Genomic DNA, 20227 nt, shown 5'->3' on the forward strand with positions numbered 1-20227 from the left:
TCATGAGCTGCCAGGGGCAGCTCGTAATAAAATTTATGTAATTGATTTAACGATTTAATGAACCATTAAAAATTATGTTCAAAGCCTAAGTAAAATTCGCGACCAATAGCTGAGCCTGCATAGGCACCAATGTTGTACCAAGGCCACTCATGCGCTAAAAATGTGTCATCTTTAGGAGACTTTTCATCGAATAGGTTATTAACAGTAAAGTTGATGCGAGTGTCCCCTTCATTGAAGGCATAACCAAGAACTAAGTTCGCGGTAATGTACGGGTCTAAACGTTTTTGTGACGTTTTCTTTTCAGCATTTTCAATTGCTTCACCATCGCTATCTACCGGGTTGTCGTCTTCATCAAGTACGTAATCAATTTCTTTGCCGGTGTCTTTATCAAATAATGCATCATTACCATCGGCATTTTGCACCGGTTGTGGGCGACGTGGACCTAATGCACTCTTATAACGAACGTTCATCGATGCCGACAAACCGTCCTTATACCAACCAACACTACCGATAACGGTATCGATTGCTTCCGGGTTGCCTAACAAGTCATGTAACTCTGTTGGTGGGATGCCGTCACCTTCAATGGTATCGCGTTGGGTACTGATAATTCCGGTATGACTCAAACCGAAGTTAAAGCTGCCGAAATCGCTGCTATCAAACGAGTATTTGATTTTAGTATCGGTACCGGTTTGACGGTGCATTGCTAAGTTAAATGGTGTGGTGTTTACGCTTTCCAAACTGCTCTGCGTAAATTCAGAATCGTCAACATCTTTGCGCACGATTAACTGATTTACTTTTTCACAACCAAAAGTTACGGTATCACTAACCTGGTCTTCATAAGCACAAACAAACTCATCAAATAAAATACCGTTAAGGCTAGCTTGTTGAATTTGATCATTTATTTCAGTGTCATAGTAATCAAACTGGATAGATAAGTTTTCAATTGGCTCCCAAACAAAGCCGATACCATATGATTCACCAGTTTCATTTTCCAAGTCTGTCGCCGGTAATTTATTGGCTTTAAATGTTGAAGAAAACGAACGACAAGCCGCTTGGTAGATGCCTGCATCAGGCCCATTTGAGAACTCTTCAGGAGAAACCCCTTCAGGAGCCCATATTTGATCATAACAACCTAACCAATCGGTACCACCACTGTAGAATGAACTTTCAGTAAAAATAGCCTGTAAATCAGGTGCTCGGAAAATACCAGAATATGATGCGCGGATTAATAAATCATCCGTTGGGCGATATTCAAGGCTAATTGCCGGGGTAATATCACTATTCACCGGCCCAACAGCGTGGTATTCATCATAACGAATTGCACCGGTTAAGCTTAAGTCATCTAAAATTGGCACTTTAACTTCTAAGCCGGTTGAATAACGATCACGGTCTCCTTCACCACCAAAGCCAGCAAAATTCCACCAACCCTCACCTGGCTCAGCAAGCATTTTATCATCAGCTTTATAGTCAAAACCTTCGTGCATGTATTCAAGTACGGCAGCGAACTGAACGGTACCAGCTGGAACCTCAAATAAATCACCAGATAGTACACCGGTTAGCATGTTTGAATAGGTTTCGTTTTGCTCTTTTGCCCGACCAAAAATATCATTAATTGCCGCTTGATCAAGTGGTGAAAATACATCGTGTGATGAATTACCATCGTATACTGGATTACCAAAATAGGTTAAGTCATCACCATCTGGATTTAACACTTTTTCGCCTAAAAAGTATTGCTCAACCATTTGATGATCAGCAAGAGTTCGCTCGGTATCCATTTGATATTGGCTTTGGGTGTAGCTTACTTCCCATTCATAGTCATCAAGTACATAGCCTTTAGCACCTACAGAGAAGCTATACGCTGTTTCATCAAATTGCGTTGCAGTATTGCCAATTTCTTCCGAGCCCATTAAACGTAAATGGGTTTGCAAGTTATGCTGATAGCCGAACATATTGCCGGGTAGCAAAATACTATTGTTACCATCGCCAAATTCAAAAATTGGCGCAGATGAGTTTGGATCTTCAACGACACCTTGCACATTGATATAGCCACGATCATTTTCAGCATCAATTTGGGTAAAAATTAAATCTGCGAAAACGGTAATATCAGAATCAAGGTCAAAGTTACTTGATACCATAGCCGATATTTTTTCCTGGCCGTTTCGAATAGTACTGCGTTTACCAATATCGAAACCACAGTAGCTTCCATAAGAACCTGGGATCGAGCTATCTTCATCTTGTTCGCGATATGAGTATTCTTGCCCTAATAACGAGTCACACACGTCTTTGCCTGGGTCAACATAAGTGTCTGGTCGTAAATTCTCAGGTAAGTTATTGTAAAACGCGTCATAACCTTGTGCGGCTAAAGAGTTAACTTTGGCAGAGCCACGGCTCATTACCGGCGTACCGAATGGGTAATCCATATCTGATGGACCAGTAATAGTATCTGAATCTGAATATTCCAAAACGGTAGTAACGTTACCGTTGTCAAAGTCAAAGCCTTTTACAATGTTAAAACGATAAGAATCGCCATCAACGTTATCAGGCGTACCGAAAGTGCCGCCCATTGATAAACCATCAAAATCTTTCTTAAGGATTACGTTAATTACCGCGGCAGCGGCATCAGAACCATAAATAGCAGAGGCACCAGTTGATACGACTTCGATGCGTTCAACCGCCGACATTGGTACAGAGTTAACGTTTACTACTGTAGCATTCGAATTATAAGCAGCAGGGTAGTTAGCAATACGGCGGCCATTGATTAATACCAAGGTGTACTGCGGACCTAAACCACGAAAGTTCAGTACTTTAGCGTTAGGAGTAAAACCGTTGGAGTTTTCATCACCAGTAACCGAGCCAGTATTTTGTGACAAGTTCTGTAATGCGTCATATACGGACATGTTACCCGCTTTTAACATATCTTCAGCGCTGATCACTTCAACCGGTAAAGGACCTTCTAAGGTAGTTTGATTAATGCGTGAACCGGTGACTTGAAAAACTTCAATCTCTTCATCTTCTGCAGACTCATCTGCCAGGTTTGATTCAACCTGTTCGACTTCAACCTGCTCTTCTTGCTCATTAACGCTTTGGTCAGCTTCTGCCCTGGCAACCTGGCTCAGTAGCAGTGAGGAAGTTAACAACGACAGACTCATGGCCTTGGTTAACTTATTTAAGCTTAAATTCATAATGTTAGCCTATACAGTAATAGTTATAATATTTAACTTTTCCTCTACAGCCCCTTTGTGTACTCGCTTTAAGCATTAAAAAAGCTGCAGAAAATAAATTTACAGCATTAATCTAATGTAATTAGATGTAGAAAGATGTGAAAAAAGGTTAATGGATTAACGGTCTGGTGAGGGTCGACTTTTCAAGCAATTAATTATCAAAGTACAGGCAACATTGGCGCAACAATACCGCAACAAAAAACATAACTTAATCATATGACTTGGTTAGATTAACAACCATAAAAACGGCAATTTCACCTAAAATTCACACTACATCCCCCCCTTGTTTACCCCTTATTTACAATCAAAATTGGCGTTAACAGTTTTTAACATCTTATGGTGATTTGATGCCTTACTCTTGATACTGAGATAAATTAACAACTGGTGTGTAAAAGCAACAAAAATGCGGCTATTCATCAATAATATTCAAGTAGGAAATCTTTAACATGAGTAACAAAATGAATAAGTCATGCATCGCTCTACTTGTCGCAACTACTCTAGGTTTATCGGCCTGTGGTGGCGGTGGCGGCGGTGGAAGTGATAAACCTGATCCTAAGCCAACACCAACAAATGATGCACCGACTATTTCGGGCACTCCTGCAACTACTCTAAATGAATTACAAACATTTTCATTTACACCTAATGCAAGTGATAGTGATGCAGGTGATACTTTAACTTTTACAATCAATAAAAAACCTGACTGGGCAGTATTTGATAACGCGACAGGTATGCTTTCTGGCACACCAACTCTTTCAGATGCTGGTGCAACAACAGGTATAGTAATTAGTGTCAGTGACGGTACTGATACTAGCGACTTGGCAGCATTTGATCTTACTGTTAATAACGTTGTGCAAATTACCGGTAAAGTAATTGATGGCTATGTAAGTGGCGCGAAAGTATTTTTAGATAGCAATGACAATGGCGTACTAGAAGCTGACGAATTAATTGCAACGAGTACGACGAGTAGCTCAGAGCACGGTGTTGGCCATTTTGAAATTTTAGTTTCACCTGAAGATGTTAGTGAAAATAACAATAGCAATATTTTAGCCTACCTAGGCGAAGGTGCTGATGATGAGTCTCGCAATGATGATGACTTTGCTGCTCGTCCGGTTACTCTTTCTGCGGGAACAGTAATTTTTGACGCCAGTACAGACACTGTAAACACGGTTATTTCTCCTTATTCAACATTGAAAGCAACCGGTAATGCACAGCTGTTAACCAACATCGCGAATTATTTGAATATCAGTGAAGAAGTTTTATTGAGTGACTTTATTGCGGCTGATTTAGCCAGCAATGATTTAACGTTGGCGACTGCGCGAGCAGAAATGTTGACGAGTTACTTACAAGATATCGCGCTTACCCACAGTGCTGCTGTAGATACCGATAATGACGGCGTGATGAATAATGAAGATACAGACTCAGATGGTGATGGCGTTACAGACGATGTTGATGCCTTCCCATTAGACAAACATGCCTACATGGATGCTGATTTTGATGGTATAGCCGATTTCACCCTTACTTATTTAAACGAAGTAACATTTTCTGATGAAGAGCTACAGCAATGTGTTATTGCGGCTTACCCAGAGAATGCATTAACAACTGATGTTACTGAAATTTCTTGTAATGAGATCACAATTACAAAGTTCGAAGCGTTAAGTTCTTTTGAAAATTTAACCAAAGTAACTTTTACCGATACTTTCTTTGGCACTACAAATGATTGGTCTGTATTAAAAGAGCTTAGTCAAATAACCTCATTAAATTTATCTGGCAGCAAAAATGTTGATTTTGAGACTTTATATAGCTTTAATCACTTATTGGATCTAGACATCAGTTATCAAAATATCGATTTAATAATAGGTATTACTGGTTTAAATAAATTAGAAACCCTATCTATTGCTGGCTCAGATTTTTCAGGTTCTACATCAGTTGAAAACCCAATTGTCGATTTAAGCCCTATTTTTAACATGGCAAAACTTAGTTATATAAATGCTTGGGATGTAGGCTTTACCGTTACAGAGTATCAAACGATGCAACAAGCTGGGATTGCCTTTAAATCTGACTCTGTCCTGTTAGCGCATATTAATACTGAAAAGAAATACATTGTTGATACCGGTTTATCATCGTTCGAAACTAACTATTACGCCGATAAATCCGGTCAAATTGATGATGAAGGTATTACTGACACTACTTGGGAACTTGATGAGCAAGGCCGCTTATTGGTAACTGAATCAGGAAGTTCTGATTTAGCAACGCGCTATACCTGGATTGGTGGTACTGATTTAAGTACTGGCTCTGAATTATTGGTTGAAACGGGCAGCAGTGATTATGTTATAAGCAATATTGTATCAATGACACCTTGGTTACTTGCTGGCAATTGTAAAGTCGGTGAAGTAGAAGATAACCTTGGATTATGTATACCAAACCCTTTAATTGGTGATGGCTTTAATATCTGCGCCGCTTCTGGGATTGACGCTGAAGTGTTTTTAAGACACCCAGAATACAATTTCAAAAACTTATTTGCTTGTAAAGACATACCTGTAGGTCTTTGTGTTGATTCTCATCAGGGTAGTGAAGGCGCTTCAGATAATAAATGTTGTGCATTTGGTGCTTATCCTGAGAACGCACAAGGGACAATGTATAACGGTGATGCTATTGCTGGCTCTTGCTGTAGTACACTAAATTGTACTCTGCTAAATAACGGTTAAAGGTAGCGAGTATTCTCTATATTTCAACCTTTTGCTTCCATCATTAATGATGGGGCAAATTAATTTTAAACCAGCACAATTCGTGCTGGTTTTTTATTTCCATTTGGTGACAAATGGGTTAACTAAACATTCAAACAGTACTAAACCTAAGCCCTCTTCGTTCAAGGCATAGACTCCACAGCTATTGCCGTCTATGTTTTTCTAAATTCTATAATCTCGTATTGCCGTATGAAATATAATAGCTATGTTGATACCATAGGCTTAGTGGGCGTTATCATTTTACAATGTATATACTGCTTTTCCTTACTGTTACCGCTCGACTTAGTCTTCAGTTAGAGCTGTTAATACCTATTTAACCTCCCGAAATTCGCTAGATTTGATTTTCCAGAATGTGAATACTGGCGATAAGTGCATGCTATTCAAATAGTGATTTGAATCATTCGCTATGAATCAATGTAGATAAGATATTTGACACAAAAAAGCCCCATAAAGCGTAGCTCTATGGGGCTGTATTTTTGTATTTTAAATGATTAGAACTTCGCAGATACAGAAAACTCTACATACCTTGGTTGAGTGGTTTGAGTAACCAAGCCATAATCAGGATGCGTATTAGCAATCAAATCCGGGTTAAGCTCTTTTAATTTAGGTAACACCAAATCATTGACTTCACCTGTCTCAAAGTAACGTGTAGCGGTAATTTCATTAAACAAGTTTTGCACTTGCAGCTGCGCTGACGTTTCATAACCATAAATCTCTGTACGGTAGGTTAAGCTTAAATCCAGTACAAACGTATTAGGCGTGCGACCTTTTGAACCACGAGGACTCGGTTGCGACTCTGCTATATATTCAGGGTTTTCCGGATCGCTATCAGGGTCTATCACTTCCTCTTCACAATAAAATGAGGTCGGACCATAAATGGCTGGTACTGCACCAGGCGTTGGGTGATAACCAAAACAATTGTTTGGTCGGCCTGTTTGCCAGGTAGCATTAATACCAACAGTCCAATCATCAGTAATGGCATAAGCGCCAGTTAATTTAAAGGTATGACGACGATCATTGGGTAAATCTCCGTATGCATGATCCATTACACCTGCATAATCGAAGCTTTGCGTAGCTCCCGAATCTGATTGGCCAATATCTGAATCAACTAATCCTTCAGTATTACCCCAAGAATGCGCCCAGGTATACTTGGCAGAAAAGGTGTAATCGTCGGCCCATTTACGTTCAAACTTAAGATCCCAGGATAAGTATTTACGCTCCGCTTCTGGGTAGCCCATATATTCATTAGGAATATTAAATTTACGCGCATCCAGTGGCCCTTCCACTAAATTGCCATCGGCATCAATATAGTCATCTGTATCAACCCAAATGCTTAAATCTGAGCCAGGGTTAGTTAATACATACATTGCCGCTTGATCACCTGAACAAGCAGCACAGTCTTCGCCAAATTCTTCTTTCAGATAATCGGCAAGGCCGTGTTGTGCAGTAACATCTTCAATAGACTCTCCCAGTTCACGGTATGTACCTCTGATCCCCCAAACAAAACCTTCAATAGATTGTTCGTATGACAGCATGAACTCATCTTGATACATAGGTTCAATATCTTCATCGACCAGGCGGCGAGTATCTTTTAATGTACCGTCTGCTGCAATTAAGTCCATTTCACTTGAACCTAAAATGTCGGCAATATTTTCAAACTCAGATGCCGGAATAGCATCAAGTTGTAAATCACGAGAGATCACATAACGTTCTTCGCCGGCAAGACGAATATTAGTATTGGTTGCTACCGGTAAATAGAAACGACCATATGATGCGGTAAACTTACTCTCACCATCACCAAACACATCCCATGACACGGCTAAACGTGGCGCAATTTGCCCATCCATTTCAATAAATTCATCACCATTGATATTTTTATTGGTAAATTCGTCATATCGTAAACCAAGGTTTAATACAATATTATCAGTGATCTGCCATTCATCTTGAACGTACAAGGCAAAGTTTTCCGTCTCGTAAGTACCATTGTTATTAAAATCTACAGATTGTACTACCTTGCTGTCTTGCTGATATATAACATCGCTTGTTCCTTCAAGGAATTCAATTAAATTGTCATTACCAATGGCAAATGTATATGAACCTTGACCATAGGCATCTCTATCCTCATATGCTTCCATATTTTCAATATCAACACCGAAACGGAACGTATGATCTTGCCAATAATAGTCAAAATCAACACGGTATTGATCGCGTGTATCCCGCGAAGTACCATACGAAGAAATAGATGGACCGTATAAAATAATACCGGTATTGCTATCGACAATTCGAGTTTGCCCTTCATTGTTTAATGAACGGTTACTTGTTTGTGTTTCATTATGGCCAATCATGGCCGTCATGGTTAAATCATCAGTTAAATAACCGGTATATTTTAATGAGTAGTTTTCACCACCTTGTTTTTGCTCATAAGACGTATGATTATTACCAACAATTGGTGTTACTACTCTACCATGATTTCGATCTTCGCCATCTAAACTTGGCATAAAGTAATAACTACCAATAATTTTGTTGGTTAAATCATAAGGGTTGGTACTAATTTCATATTCTCGCTCATCATTAAAATAAGTTAAGTCTAAACGATGATCTTCACTGATATTCCAGTTGAACTTAGTTGCCCAAATAGCATCATCACTATCGGTCTCTGTGTAGCGCCACAAGCTAGCATTTTCACGAGTTTCAAATAGCGGATTATAAATTGCGTAGAAAAATAATTTATCTTTGATCACCGGGCCACTTGCCCATAAATCTAAATCTACCTTCTCATAAGTGCGACCATGGTTGATGGAAAAATATTCTGTTCCATAAAGCTCAGAGCCTATATCGGTACGCTTAACGTCAGGTCTGTTTTCACGAAGAGAGTCTGGAATGTAGCGAGCATTTACACCGCCGTGAAAATCATTGGTACCACTTTTAGTGGTGGCACTGATAATACCAACGGCACGACCATACTCCGCTGAGAAACCACCAGTTTTCACTTCAAAGCTTTCGTACATTTCCCAAGGTAGCTGGCTTTGACCTAAGCCAGTGCGTACATCAGTAATATTAATGCCATCGATGTAATACGCGTTCTCAGCAACCGACGAGCCACCAAATGAAACTAAATTACCAAACGCATCATCACCTTTGTTATTACCTGCGGCAAGTAGTGCCACTGAATTGATATCACGGGGAACCGGTAATAGCTCTAACTCATCTTTTGAAATAACTAAACCCGATTCGGTCTTGGTAGTATCTATTGTAACAATTTGCGATGCCCGAACCTCGATAGTTTCAATACCTTCTTCGTTCATGGCGATATTGATCAATGTTTTACCACCAACACCTACTGCAACATTTTCTTGCTCATTAACCATAAAGCCATCTTTCACAGCAAAAATATTGTAAGTGCCCGGAGGCAACAGTGGGAAGCGATATTTACCATCATCATCCGAGGTAATGGTTTTACTATAACCGGTATTGATGTTGATGATAGTGATCTCAACACCCTGCACCGGTTGGTCAGTATAAGAAATCGTTTGGCCGGCAATATGGCCGGTTGTTGCATCTGCCATAACTTCTGTGGCGGTTAACGCCGATACCAATGTTGCGGCAATTAAGGTGCGTTTAAATGGCACATTTTTTATTCTATTTGACATAATACTTCTCTTTATCGCTCGCAAATTAACGTTTAGTGGACACAGCACTTGTCGCACGTAAACGCGCAGCAAATGCTAATAACATCATTGACACCCAGGCAAAACTACCACCTGAAGAAACGTTTGATTTTCGAGGTTCAACGGTTACGCTAACCTCAGCTTGATTACTGTCGGTACCATCAGTAACGGTTACAGAAAATTCGAAAGACTGAGTTTCGCTAACATTTGGCGCGTTAAAGTTTAGAGTTGCGGTGCGCGCACCTTGCATACGCACTGTTTCACCACTAACTTGCTGCCATTTGTACAATAAAGCATCGTTATCGGCATCATTTGCAACAATAGTCACGTTAACAAAATCGCCTTCAGTTACCGTGATTCTTTGACCGTCCACAGTTGGCGCTATGTTTACGTCCAATAAAGTAACAACAACTTCCTGCGAGCGAGAGTTCCCTTGACTATCAGTTGCAGTCACTTCAAATAGAAGTTCTTCATTACGATTGATTATTGGTGCAACAAAACTCATTTGAGATTTATTGGCATCGATTAACTCTGCATCAGGGCCCGATAATTGCTGCCAGCGCACACTCACATCATCACCATCGTAATCAAATACATCGGCAAAGAGCGTGATCATTGATTGTGCACCATTGCTATGTTCACTGTGAGTTATGCGCTTATCAACGGTGATATATGGCATGCGATTACCACAGGCTTCGAATTGTTCACCAACGGCAAGTGAAAATGCAGGATTAACCACATTATTAAACCTAAAGTCATCAATAAACCAACCTGCCGTTGCCGCTTGTTCATCGGTGCCAATGGCAAAGCGTACTTTCACTCTTTTACCGTTTAATTGGCCTTCAGGAATGCGAATAACAACATCTTCTCCGCCAGGCATATTTCCGGTATAGCCCAGACGATGACCTAGAGGATTGTTTACCGTTGCAATTTTTTGTGCAAATGTACCATGGATAACCGCGTCATATGGATCAGACATCTGAGCATTAAATTCAAGCACATCTTGCCACGCCCCACCATCAACACTAATTTCAATGACACCGCCATCCCAATACTCTAGCGTCCATGGCGCGTCATCTGGCGCTCCTTCTAAACGGTACTCTGCCATCTCAAATTCATAAACATGGAAGAATTCAAAACTAAAATCACCGCTTTCATTAACAATGACTTCAGGAGATTCGAGTGCAGTTAGCTGTCTGGTAGGGCTCGCAGCACCCCACCACATTTGCCCTTGGCGCATACCTAAGTTATTTGAACCAAATCCGGCATCTAATACCCAAGGATATACTGCATTACCATACGCAGCTGTCGATACATCTTGGGCAATTGAAGTCCAATCAGACTCAGATGCAATGTTGTCTTCAAACCGGGTTATGCTGTGTTCATGTTTAACAATATCTGTTTGTGCGTGCGTCCAGGCCGTACCTACAGGGGGAATAATCGCGTCAGGGTTATCACTTTCAAAGCTAATATCAAAACGTACGGTGGATAAATCTTCGCCACTGTGTAGTGTTACCTCAAACGGAAACTCGATTAGTTCACCATAATTGTATTCTGAAAAAACAATTGGCATGCGGTTATCCTGCAGTTCTTCACCGTTAACCATAATAGTAACGTCTGAAATGGTATTTATTACGGCGTTAACCCCAGATAGCGGCATATTGCTTATATTTTTTAAATGCATTGATACTTGCATGGTCTCGCCAACGTCAAGTGACTCATCAATATCACAATACGCCCCAGAGTTACCGATATAGTTATAATCGGCGCTGACATTCTCAACAACAAAAGATGGATATTGTGTAGCGAAACCTTGCTGAACGTTTTCGAATAAGGCATCTGTGCGTAGCGGCGATATAGCATCTAAGCCGAAACCACGTTTGGCAAATGCCTTTAACATAATTTCAAAGTCACGCATGTCTGTTGCGGCGGTAACGGCAAGAAATGCATCGCGTGCTTCAGTAAATGTTGGCCAGTAGGGTGTTACCTTCAAACTAGCGACCAAATATTCGCGCATTCGTTTTTCAACCATATCGAATGACAAGTCACTGCGTTCATTATGCAGTGATACGTAAACATCCCATAATACAGTAGCCCAAACCTCACCGGCATTATGAACTTCATTATTAGGGATTGGATCTTGTGACTGGAACTCACTGAGCTCTGCTTTGGGCAATTCGGCACTAAACGCAATATGGCCCAACGTTAAGCCATTTACATTCATATCGGTTGAGTACGGGTAGCGTCTGATGCCTTCTGAGAAGGCAACATTACCAACTAAGTTTCGTCCCGCAAACGAGGACATCGGGAATGAGCCATTGAATAACTCATTACCGATAATGTTTCGATCGGTTTCTTTTAGCTGTAACATAAGCGCGACGAAGTCAGCCCAGCCTTCTCCCATAGCAGCCGCTTGGAATTGCATTAACCCCCAACCATTGTGAATTAACCGGTTGGTTAAATAGTGCGCCCACTCATGAGAAACAATGCCGGTGTCAAACGCGGAATGTGCTTGATCGGTTTCAACTTCGACATCAATACGAACGACTTGTTGTTGTTCAATAGATTTATAGATGGGGGCTGCGTGTTCATATGATAAGAACACACCCGATATTTTCATATCTGAATCATCATCATTTGGCCCTAAGGCCATGTTAATAGTACCGCCAACATTTCCGGCAGCGTTTACTTCGCCTTCTTTAACGTGGTTGGTCATTAAGTAACCTACCGCACCAGCGGCTTGTGCATACAATGCTTTTTGAAAGAAGTTACAAGTACCACGTCTAATAAGCGCTATTTTACCGCGAATTTCATCGGCGTTAATAACCGGCTCACACAAGTCTTGTGAATCCACGCCTTCACCATCATAGGCAATCACTAATTCGTTTTCTAAAATATCAGCCGTATCTTTGTCATCTTCTAAAGTGAACGTAGAAGGGCCAAATACACTTCGGCCAAAACGCGGCACCCAAAAAAACTGCTCGTCATTGTCATCAATAGCGTCATCTTCGCTATAAAATTCTGGCAACATACCGCGAACTTCAAAACCAAGTTCATATAAACCCCAAGGGTACATACGCATTACCGGTGGCTGACCATCTGGTGGTGTCGCCATCGAGGCATTGTTTTGCGAATTAAAATCAATTCGAGCATCAATTGGATCGCGTTCAATACCGCCACGGCCAAAATTATCTAACTGTGCATTACCCGATTTTTCATCGAAACCGGAATCATAGAACCAGTCATGTAAAAAGTTATTAATATAGAATACTGACGTTAATGCGGCTTTAACATTGGTATCATCATTAGCTGGAGCGCGATAATTATATGGGTAACTAAAAGTTCCGGCAGATGATGCCTCCAGGTAATAATCGCCATTTTCAACACGTTGGTTCTCTAAGTCTTCAACCGGGTTAAACCCTTCTGGCGGTACTTTATCAACAAAGGCCCAAACATTATTGCCCTGTGCATAATTGTTATTTGTCGCTAACCAGGGATCATTAGTACTTATGCCCGCATGGCTGATACTGACTAAGTTTGATTCATGTAAATGATCTTGGTATGGACCATAGCTTTCAGGGTCAAGACCGGTTGGGTACGGTGACACCTCAATTGTTGTTGGTGAATCATAAGGCTTAAATGGTGACTCTGATCCAGCGTACAAACGATAACGATAACTATGATCGGCTTCCAGTTTCCCTTTATGTAATATACGTTGATTGACTGCTGATACGATATATCCTTGCATTTCACTTCTGCTTTCATTAGCGACAACTGTTTGCAAGTTAATCATGTAAGCAGGTTCAACACCTTTAGCTGACGGATAGTAAATAAATTGTGCCGCAGATTTTCCAAGCGCCCAAGCTTTTCCGTCAGTATTATTAGATTGGTTCGAAACTTGAAATTCATCGAATTTACCTTTTCTGTCAAGCGCACGAATATTTTCATTATTCAAGCTCACACCAGAATCACGATAAGCGGCTAACACTGAATTTAATGCCGAATCTGCCGACAATATACTTTGAGTTTGAGCACCTCCGTATATTGGTGCAAATACACCACTACTGGCGATAGCTTGTAAACTTTGATTGAGTACAATATTGATTTGCGAACCAAATACATCAACACCATTTACCTGTTGCTGATAGCGCATAATGATTGGACCCGTGCCGGTATTATGAACCGGTATACTGACGGCCTGACTAGCACCATTATCAGTAAAACCATGCTTACTAGCGATAGTGGCAAATTGACGATTTGCAGCCTGCTGAACTTGCTGAGCTCTGCTGGCTACAAAATTCAATTCACTTGCTGATGTAGTATCGTCGAACCACTGAAAAGTCGTTCGTTTTTGTTGATCAAATTGACTGTTAATTTGATGTGGTTTTGCAACACCAGCGGCATAACCTGAGGATTGTGCTGTTTTGGCAAAATCGTGGGCCATGGTTGCCGCAGTGGCATTAACAGCAATAACACTGCTAATGGCTAACGTAATTGGTAATATTTTTATTTTCATTGTCTTTTCCAGGATTCTTTTCTTAGCTTCATGCAACTCTGCAAGGCTCGCCATTGCGAGCCTTGCTAAAATTAGCGGCGATTAATCAGAGTGCGACGTCCAATCAAAGTAAGAAGGGTGAAAAGTGAAAGCCAGATAAATGCAGCACCATTTGGCTCTTTACGCTCAAGTGATGGCTCTTCTTCTGCTTGCGTGACATTAACAGTGAAAGCTTTGCTTACTTCAACTTGACCATCTGTCACCATAAGATCAAATTGATGAGTTCCTGCAGGCAGGTTCGATAGGCTCATTGAACCATTAAACTTTTGCTCTTCGTCTATGTGCTCACCTGACCACAAGTAACTTAACTCATCATTATCTGCATCTGTAGCTAGGGCAATCAACTCAACAAATTCGGTACTAAGTATGTCAAATGAATCTTGTTTATAAGTTAAAGCTGGCGCATCATTTACAGGAGAAACATCTACCAAAAAGCTTACGCTAAGCTTTTGGTTTGCGTTATCTTTTGATATGAGTGTTAACGTAATGATTGCTGGTTTTGTAGTGAAATAATCGGCATCACTGTCGATACTTATATTTAATAATGAACCATTAACTTGTGAGGTGACTTTAATAAAACGATCGGTTGAGGTTATATCAACCTCCACATTAGCGTCAGAAAGAGAAGCTGCAATTTGCTTAGTCGCACTGTCTTCGACCATAACGATATTAGAGAGTTGAGAAACTGCTAGCGATGAATTAACAACAAACTTCGCTTGGTTAGAAAATATGGTATTTTGGCCAGAGTTGGATAAGCCGAATACTAATTCATCACCGGCAACCAAGTCATTTGGCAATTGCACTTTAAACTTAATTTTTCCAGCTTTTGAACCCGGCCCTTGATAATCAAAACAAACAACCTTACCCGGCTTGATTGCGTTAACAATTTCAGTACTCTCGTCTACTTTATAAGATGAGTAGTATTCATTAGCATGATAAATACCACCATAACTATTTTTGTACCCCTCATGACCTAATACACCTACAACACCATTATACTGAGCATTATTCAGCGGTAAATCATCATATTCTAAACTGTTGTCAGTAAAAATGGTGCGCGTAATATCACCATAGGCGATGATCACTTCATACTCACCTGGTTTATTTTTTGATGCGCCGGTTTCCATAAACACCTGGAAGTTGTAATTATCATTGCCATAAAACTCCATCAGAGAAGAATGTATTTTTTTATTTTCAGAAATGCTCTGATAATCCAACTCTCCAGTGTTTAATAGGCATTGTGTTGCGATAGAGCCATCACTAAGCTCGATTAGCTGCTCATTTACACAAGTAGTTTTCCAGCCAGTTTTTACATTGTTGTAATCGACAACCAATTTACTGCCAACGTGACCTACGCTAATGCCTGAAATTTCGTTTTGCTCGGTTGCAATTGGATTAAATGGCACAATGAACTGTTCATTATGACCGGCAGCTCGCCATAAAGGGGCGATAGTATTTGACAAATTTGAACCACTAAAAGGCCCACTGTATGAAAAATCAATATGAATCGTATCGCTGTTACTTTCTGGCTGATTATTATTCGGCGTTTGCGTACCTAATGGGTTAGGAGAGGCAAAGTTTTGGAAATCTATAAAACCATTACCAAACACATACATAAACCGGCCTTTAGCAAAATCACCATTCTCATAGAATGAAATCCATGGTGTTTCTACATCACTTTCAGCAAAGACTGCTTGTAAATCAACAACAATGTGTTCACGGTCAATATACTGTTGACCACTATCATCTGTTGTCGCCATCCAATTAAATGGCCCGTTTTGATCGAAGTGTACACGCTCAGCCCATTCTTTGTCGGACTCAAGTTCACCATCGGCTTTCTCTCTTCTTGGGTTTGACACGATCTCTTGTGCAGCATCAGATAATAAGTAAAACTCTTCACTACCTTCACTTAATCTCATGGCACTACCAGTAATAGGCGTTAGCCCCAAGTCTATATACTCACCGTGGTCTTGTTGTTCCACCAATGGTGTACGGCACATTGAATTGTCGCTATTTGTACTAATAACATAATCTCTGTCTAGGCTAGCAGCGCTATTAATAGTGCCAACTACTTTAAAACCGTTACTTATTGGCTGGGTCGAAAGTTGCAGATGTGAGTTATTGTCGGGCAAAATATTGCCGACTAGCTGAGCTCCTTCAGGTAACTGAACGCTTAAATCCAAGTATTGAGTAGCTTGACTTAAGTTTTCACGGATATCTATTTCCATATCAATGATTGAGCCTGGCAAAATCTCATTCTGCTTGGTATTGGTTGTTAGCACCGCAACGTCATTTGTGCGTTTTAAATTCAAATTGATGGTTTTAACATTATCGATGGCATTAAACGCGGCAAATACGGTTTGGTTAGGCTCGGTTTCTAAATCCCAAGTAACAGTAACTTCTTTGGTAAAAGTATCGCCGGTGATAACAATGTCTTTAGATACATCGTTATTAATAATTCCGGTGTGGGTTTTTATTACAGTACTTAATTCATCTTGATAAAATTCAGTGAACTGCTGATCAAAACCACTTGCCCATTGATACATTACCCAATAGTCACCTGCAATAGGATCGGTTAGGCTACAAAAATTATTAGAACCGACTGAGCTATCGTTAGTCGAAAATGCCGAAGTAAAGTCTGAAATACATAACACTTCTTCTTTGAATTCAACTCGAGAATTTCTATTTAAATCACGGCCAATTGCCACTTTTATTGAATTTTTTCGACGGTTGTCAATTAAATTACGCACGCCAACTTCACTTGCCTCGGCGAAAATACGTTTACTGCCTTGTGGCGCACGGATCCATTCAACATGAGCAGTTCTATCAGCAACATGCTGTTCTATATCAAATAAAGGATTTGCACAGGCTTCCTCATGGTAAAGGTAACAACTCATGTCATCTCTAACATTGACTGCATGCACAAACGTTTCTTTTGCGGTAGAAATAACCGGTTGATAAACGACAAATTCGGCCGTATCCACATCATCGGTATTAAACAAAGGCAATACTTTTGAACCTTTATTTAATTCGATATCAATACGGTGCATATCGTTAACAACATCTAGGCGACTTTCAACAACAACCGGTAAATGTACTTCGGGAATACTTCTATCATCAGGAATAAATACAATATCACCACCGGTTAAGTTACCGTCGTTGTTAATTATATCGCTTGATTCTTCGCTATATTGACCTTGCCATTTATCGAAATCCCATCCCAACCTTAATGATTCGTCAACGATCACAATATCGATGGTTAGATCAATTGTTTCACCTTTTACTAAAGTAAATTCTGCGGGAGTTACAGTAGTGCTTGCAGACGCATAGTCCATAAACACTTGTGTACGCCAGCTACCATCGCGGGTAGCTTTAAATGTTCGTGTTAGTGAACAGGTACCGTAACATGCTGTTTCTATCGCAGCAGGAATGTTTAAGGCTGATATATTTTGTAAATTAGGATCCGCAGAGCGAAAGTTATCAACAGATTCATGCATAACAAGACCTGTATTAATGGCATTTTCAACATTAACTAGCCCAGCCCCCATAGTGTAAGCATCAGGAAAACCACCTTTATCGCTGTTATTAACATGTACTGCTGACTTTGCTGTTAGAGTTAACGCAGAAATAATTTCTGACGGCGACCAATCTGGATGTGCTTGTTTTACTAAGGCTGCGGCACCTGCTACTACCGCAGACGCGGTCGAACTACCAGAAAACTTATCCCAATCAGAGCTATTACCATCTTCGTTGAAGGGGGTTTCATCTGCAGCTGCGGCTAAAACATTAACTGAAGGCGCAACAATGCTTGGTAATAAATATTCACCATTGATACCTTCACCAGGTCCCATAGAAGTGTTAACTGTGTTCATCATTCCGAGTACTGTAGGATAAAAGTATTCGGTTAATGGGTTAATAGTTGCGTTTACTAACAAACCTTTATCTGCAGAAGTAACTACCCAGTCGTAGAAAAATCCTGATCCCCCTCCTAAAAATGTGGCGGGAAAATCAGGATTAATATAATTTACAGTGACATTCGGCGTACCGTACACGCCAACAATTATCATACCTCCAGCACCAGCTTTTTCTGCTTGCTCAGCCATATGTTGGTATGCTTCATAAATATTCAAACCAGACAATAAAGAACTATTGCCATTGGTAGTAGCAAGACATAACGCAATTTCTGATTTTTCAAAAGTATTTTCAGGTAGTTCAATACAAAATCTAAGTTTTTGTTTGTCGTCGTCTGAATACAACGATGTGTCTAATTTAGCTTCTGCAACTGTAGGGTGACCTGTAAATGCGTCACCAACATAACCTGTACGGGCAGAGTATTCAGTAATAGCAACGTTACCTTCAACAGTTTCTTCTTTAGGAAATGTCTCAGGATCACCACCAGATATTTCATTAACTGTTGTTGATACCAGATAGGAATCACTTTTATCAGCTGAGCCTACACTTAATAACCAAGGTGATGCATGATCGCCAAGTCCAAATGAATAGTTATCATCATTACCAACTGCAGTAACGACAACAATATCAGCTGCGTGGGCGTTCAAAAATGCCATTTCGACAGGATCAACGTATGGATTAACTTTTGCTCCACCAGATTTAGCGATAGAAAAGTTGATAACATCAACGTCATCAGAAATTGCATCATCTATCGCCTTTAATACTGCTTCATCCGGGCAGCTAACAGCATTAGCTAACGGATCACAGACCTGGTATGAAATGATTTGAGCGTTAGGTGCAATACCTGAAACTTGATAGCTGCTCGCTTTTAATGGGATGCCGTTCGAGTTCCAGTATTGATATTTAGGATAATGAAGGTTTACATCATCAATTATATTACCGGCAATTACACTAGCGACATGGCTACCATGACTATGGTAATCTTCACCAGGGCGATACACAAAACCTTCTGCCACGGCATTATTATAAATAGGCAATGGTGACGTTATAACACCTTCTCCGATTTCTACTCCACCATGAACAATGTCATAAACTTCACTGTAAGAACGAATACCAATGAGTTTATTATTACAACGCTCATCCCCGGTATTACATAACCCATGATAGGTATTAGCTTTCGGGAATAGGTGTACATGTTTGCTTGATTCATCAATAGGTTGATCAACAAAGGAAATATGATCTGAATTTATACCTGTATCTAAGATTGCAATGGTGATGCCTTCACCTTTGAATTCTCCAGAATTAACAAGACTTTTGCCCTGCCAAATGTTTTTTGCACCAATATCATTAGCTAAACTGTAAGACTGCAACTTTGAAAAACCAAGTTTTGTTACTGACTTTACCTCAGCAAGTTGAGCAATCTGTTGCGCAATATCTTGCTCAGCTTTGATTGTAAATCCATTCAAAGCGCTAGTAAGTTGATAATTTACCTCTACGTTCAAGCCTTTCGAATTTAAAGAGCTTATGACAGAATGCTGGTTTGTCAAAAGGTGCTTATGATAATCCGCTTTAGATGAAAATAATGCACTTGGTGAGCTTAAATTGCTCGCCCTAGAAAATTTTGGGTTAGCATTTAAATAAGAATTTTTATCATTGAATGCGGTTAATGGTTTGTCTTTTAATTGAACAATATAACTATGAGCACCAACTAAACCTGGCTCATAGTCAAATTCAATTTTAGTTGTACTATGGATATGAGAATTGACTCTACCACTAACATTCTGAAAATCAGTTTGGTCTGCTTCTTTATGACTAACCACCGCTTGGGTAGTGATCGGTACTAGTTTAACGTCGTTATTCCCTGCCATAATCGTGGCCGCAACAGCGGACGAGTATGCAGCAACTAATGAACCTGATATAAGCTTTTTAAAGGTCAAAATAACCCCCTTTTATTTTTGTAGCTTTAGGTAGCGCAAAATTTACGAATATAATGAGGTTCACGATTATGTGTTAAGCAAGTATGTCAATTCGTTAAAAAATGTTAAAAGAATACATTCCCCTCTCCCCCTCTATTTACAACTAATTAATAACGCTTACATTTTGTTAAAAATTGTTAATACAACACCA

Annotated in this window: 5 protein-coding genes; 1 reads left to right on the forward strand and 4 read right to left on the reverse strand. The window is 40.1% G+C overall.

Translation table 11 applies throughout. The annotated features are described in order from the left end of the window. Nucleotides 1-65: 65 nt before the first annotated feature. Nucleotides 66-3182 (reverse strand): TonB-dependent receptor domain-containing protein, encoded by a 3117-nt coding sequence (locus tag RI844_RS06580; protein ID WP_348397645.1) that lies wholly within the window; start codon nucleotides 3180-3182, stop codon nucleotides 66-68. Between the two features lie 485 nt (nucleotides 3183-3667). On the opposite strand from RI844_RS06580, the gene RI844_RS06585 reads away from it, so the two are divergent. Beyond that, nucleotides 3668-5926, forward strand: coding sequence for a putative Ig domain-containing protein (locus tag RI844_RS06585; RefSeq protein ID WP_348397646.1), 2259 nt, complete (start codon nucleotides 3668-3670; stop codon nucleotides 5924-5926). A gap of 530 nt (nucleotides 5927-6456) precedes the next feature. Here RI844_RS06585 and RI844_RS06590 read toward each other — a convergent pair. The 3 genes from RI844_RS06590 to RI844_RS06600 form a co-directional block, all read right to left on the reverse strand. Further along, nucleotides 6457-9615, reverse strand: a complete 3159-nt coding sequence (locus tag RI844_RS06590; protein WP_348397647.1) for a TonB-dependent receptor — start codon at nucleotides 9613-9615, stop codon at nucleotides 6457-6459. 25 nt (nucleotides 9616-9640) lie between these two features. Next, on the reverse strand, nucleotides 9641-14149 hold the full coding sequence (locus RI844_RS06595; protein ID WP_348397648.1) for a M36 family metallopeptidase: 4509 nt from the start codon (nucleotides 14147-14149) through the stop codon (nucleotides 9641-9643). Nucleotides 14150-14220: 71 nt separating this feature from the next. Then, entirely contained in the window at nucleotides 14221-20037 is a 5817-nt protein-coding gene (locus tag RI844_RS06600) for a S8 family serine peptidase (RefSeq protein ID WP_348397649.1), read from the reverse strand. Nucleotides 20038-20227 lie beyond the last annotated feature (190 nt).

The organism is Thalassotalea fonticola (genome assembly GCF_032911225.1).
GTDB classification, from domain to species: Bacteria; Pseudomonadota; Gammaproteobacteria; order Enterobacterales; family Alteromonadaceae; genus Thalassotalea_A; species Thalassotalea_A fonticola.

What these genes read in the sequence shown, in the direction of transcription:
- RI844_RS06580 (WP_348397645.1), bottom strand. Translation starts at nt 3,182, where the DNA reads ATGAATTTAAGCTTAAATAAGTTAACCAAGGCCATGAGTCTGTCGTTG.
- RI844_RS06585 (WP_348397646.1), top strand. Translation starts at nt 3,668, where the DNA reads ATGAGTAACAAAATGAATAAGTCATGCATCGCTCTACTTGTCGCAACT.
- RI844_RS06590 (WP_348397647.1), bottom strand. Translation starts at nt 9,615, where the DNA reads ATGTCAAATAGAATAAAAAATGTGCCATTTAAACGCACCTTAATTGCC.
- RI844_RS06595 (WP_348397648.1), bottom strand. Translation starts at nt 14,149, where the DNA reads ATGAAAATAAAAATATTACCAATTACGTTAGCCATTAGCAGTGTTATT.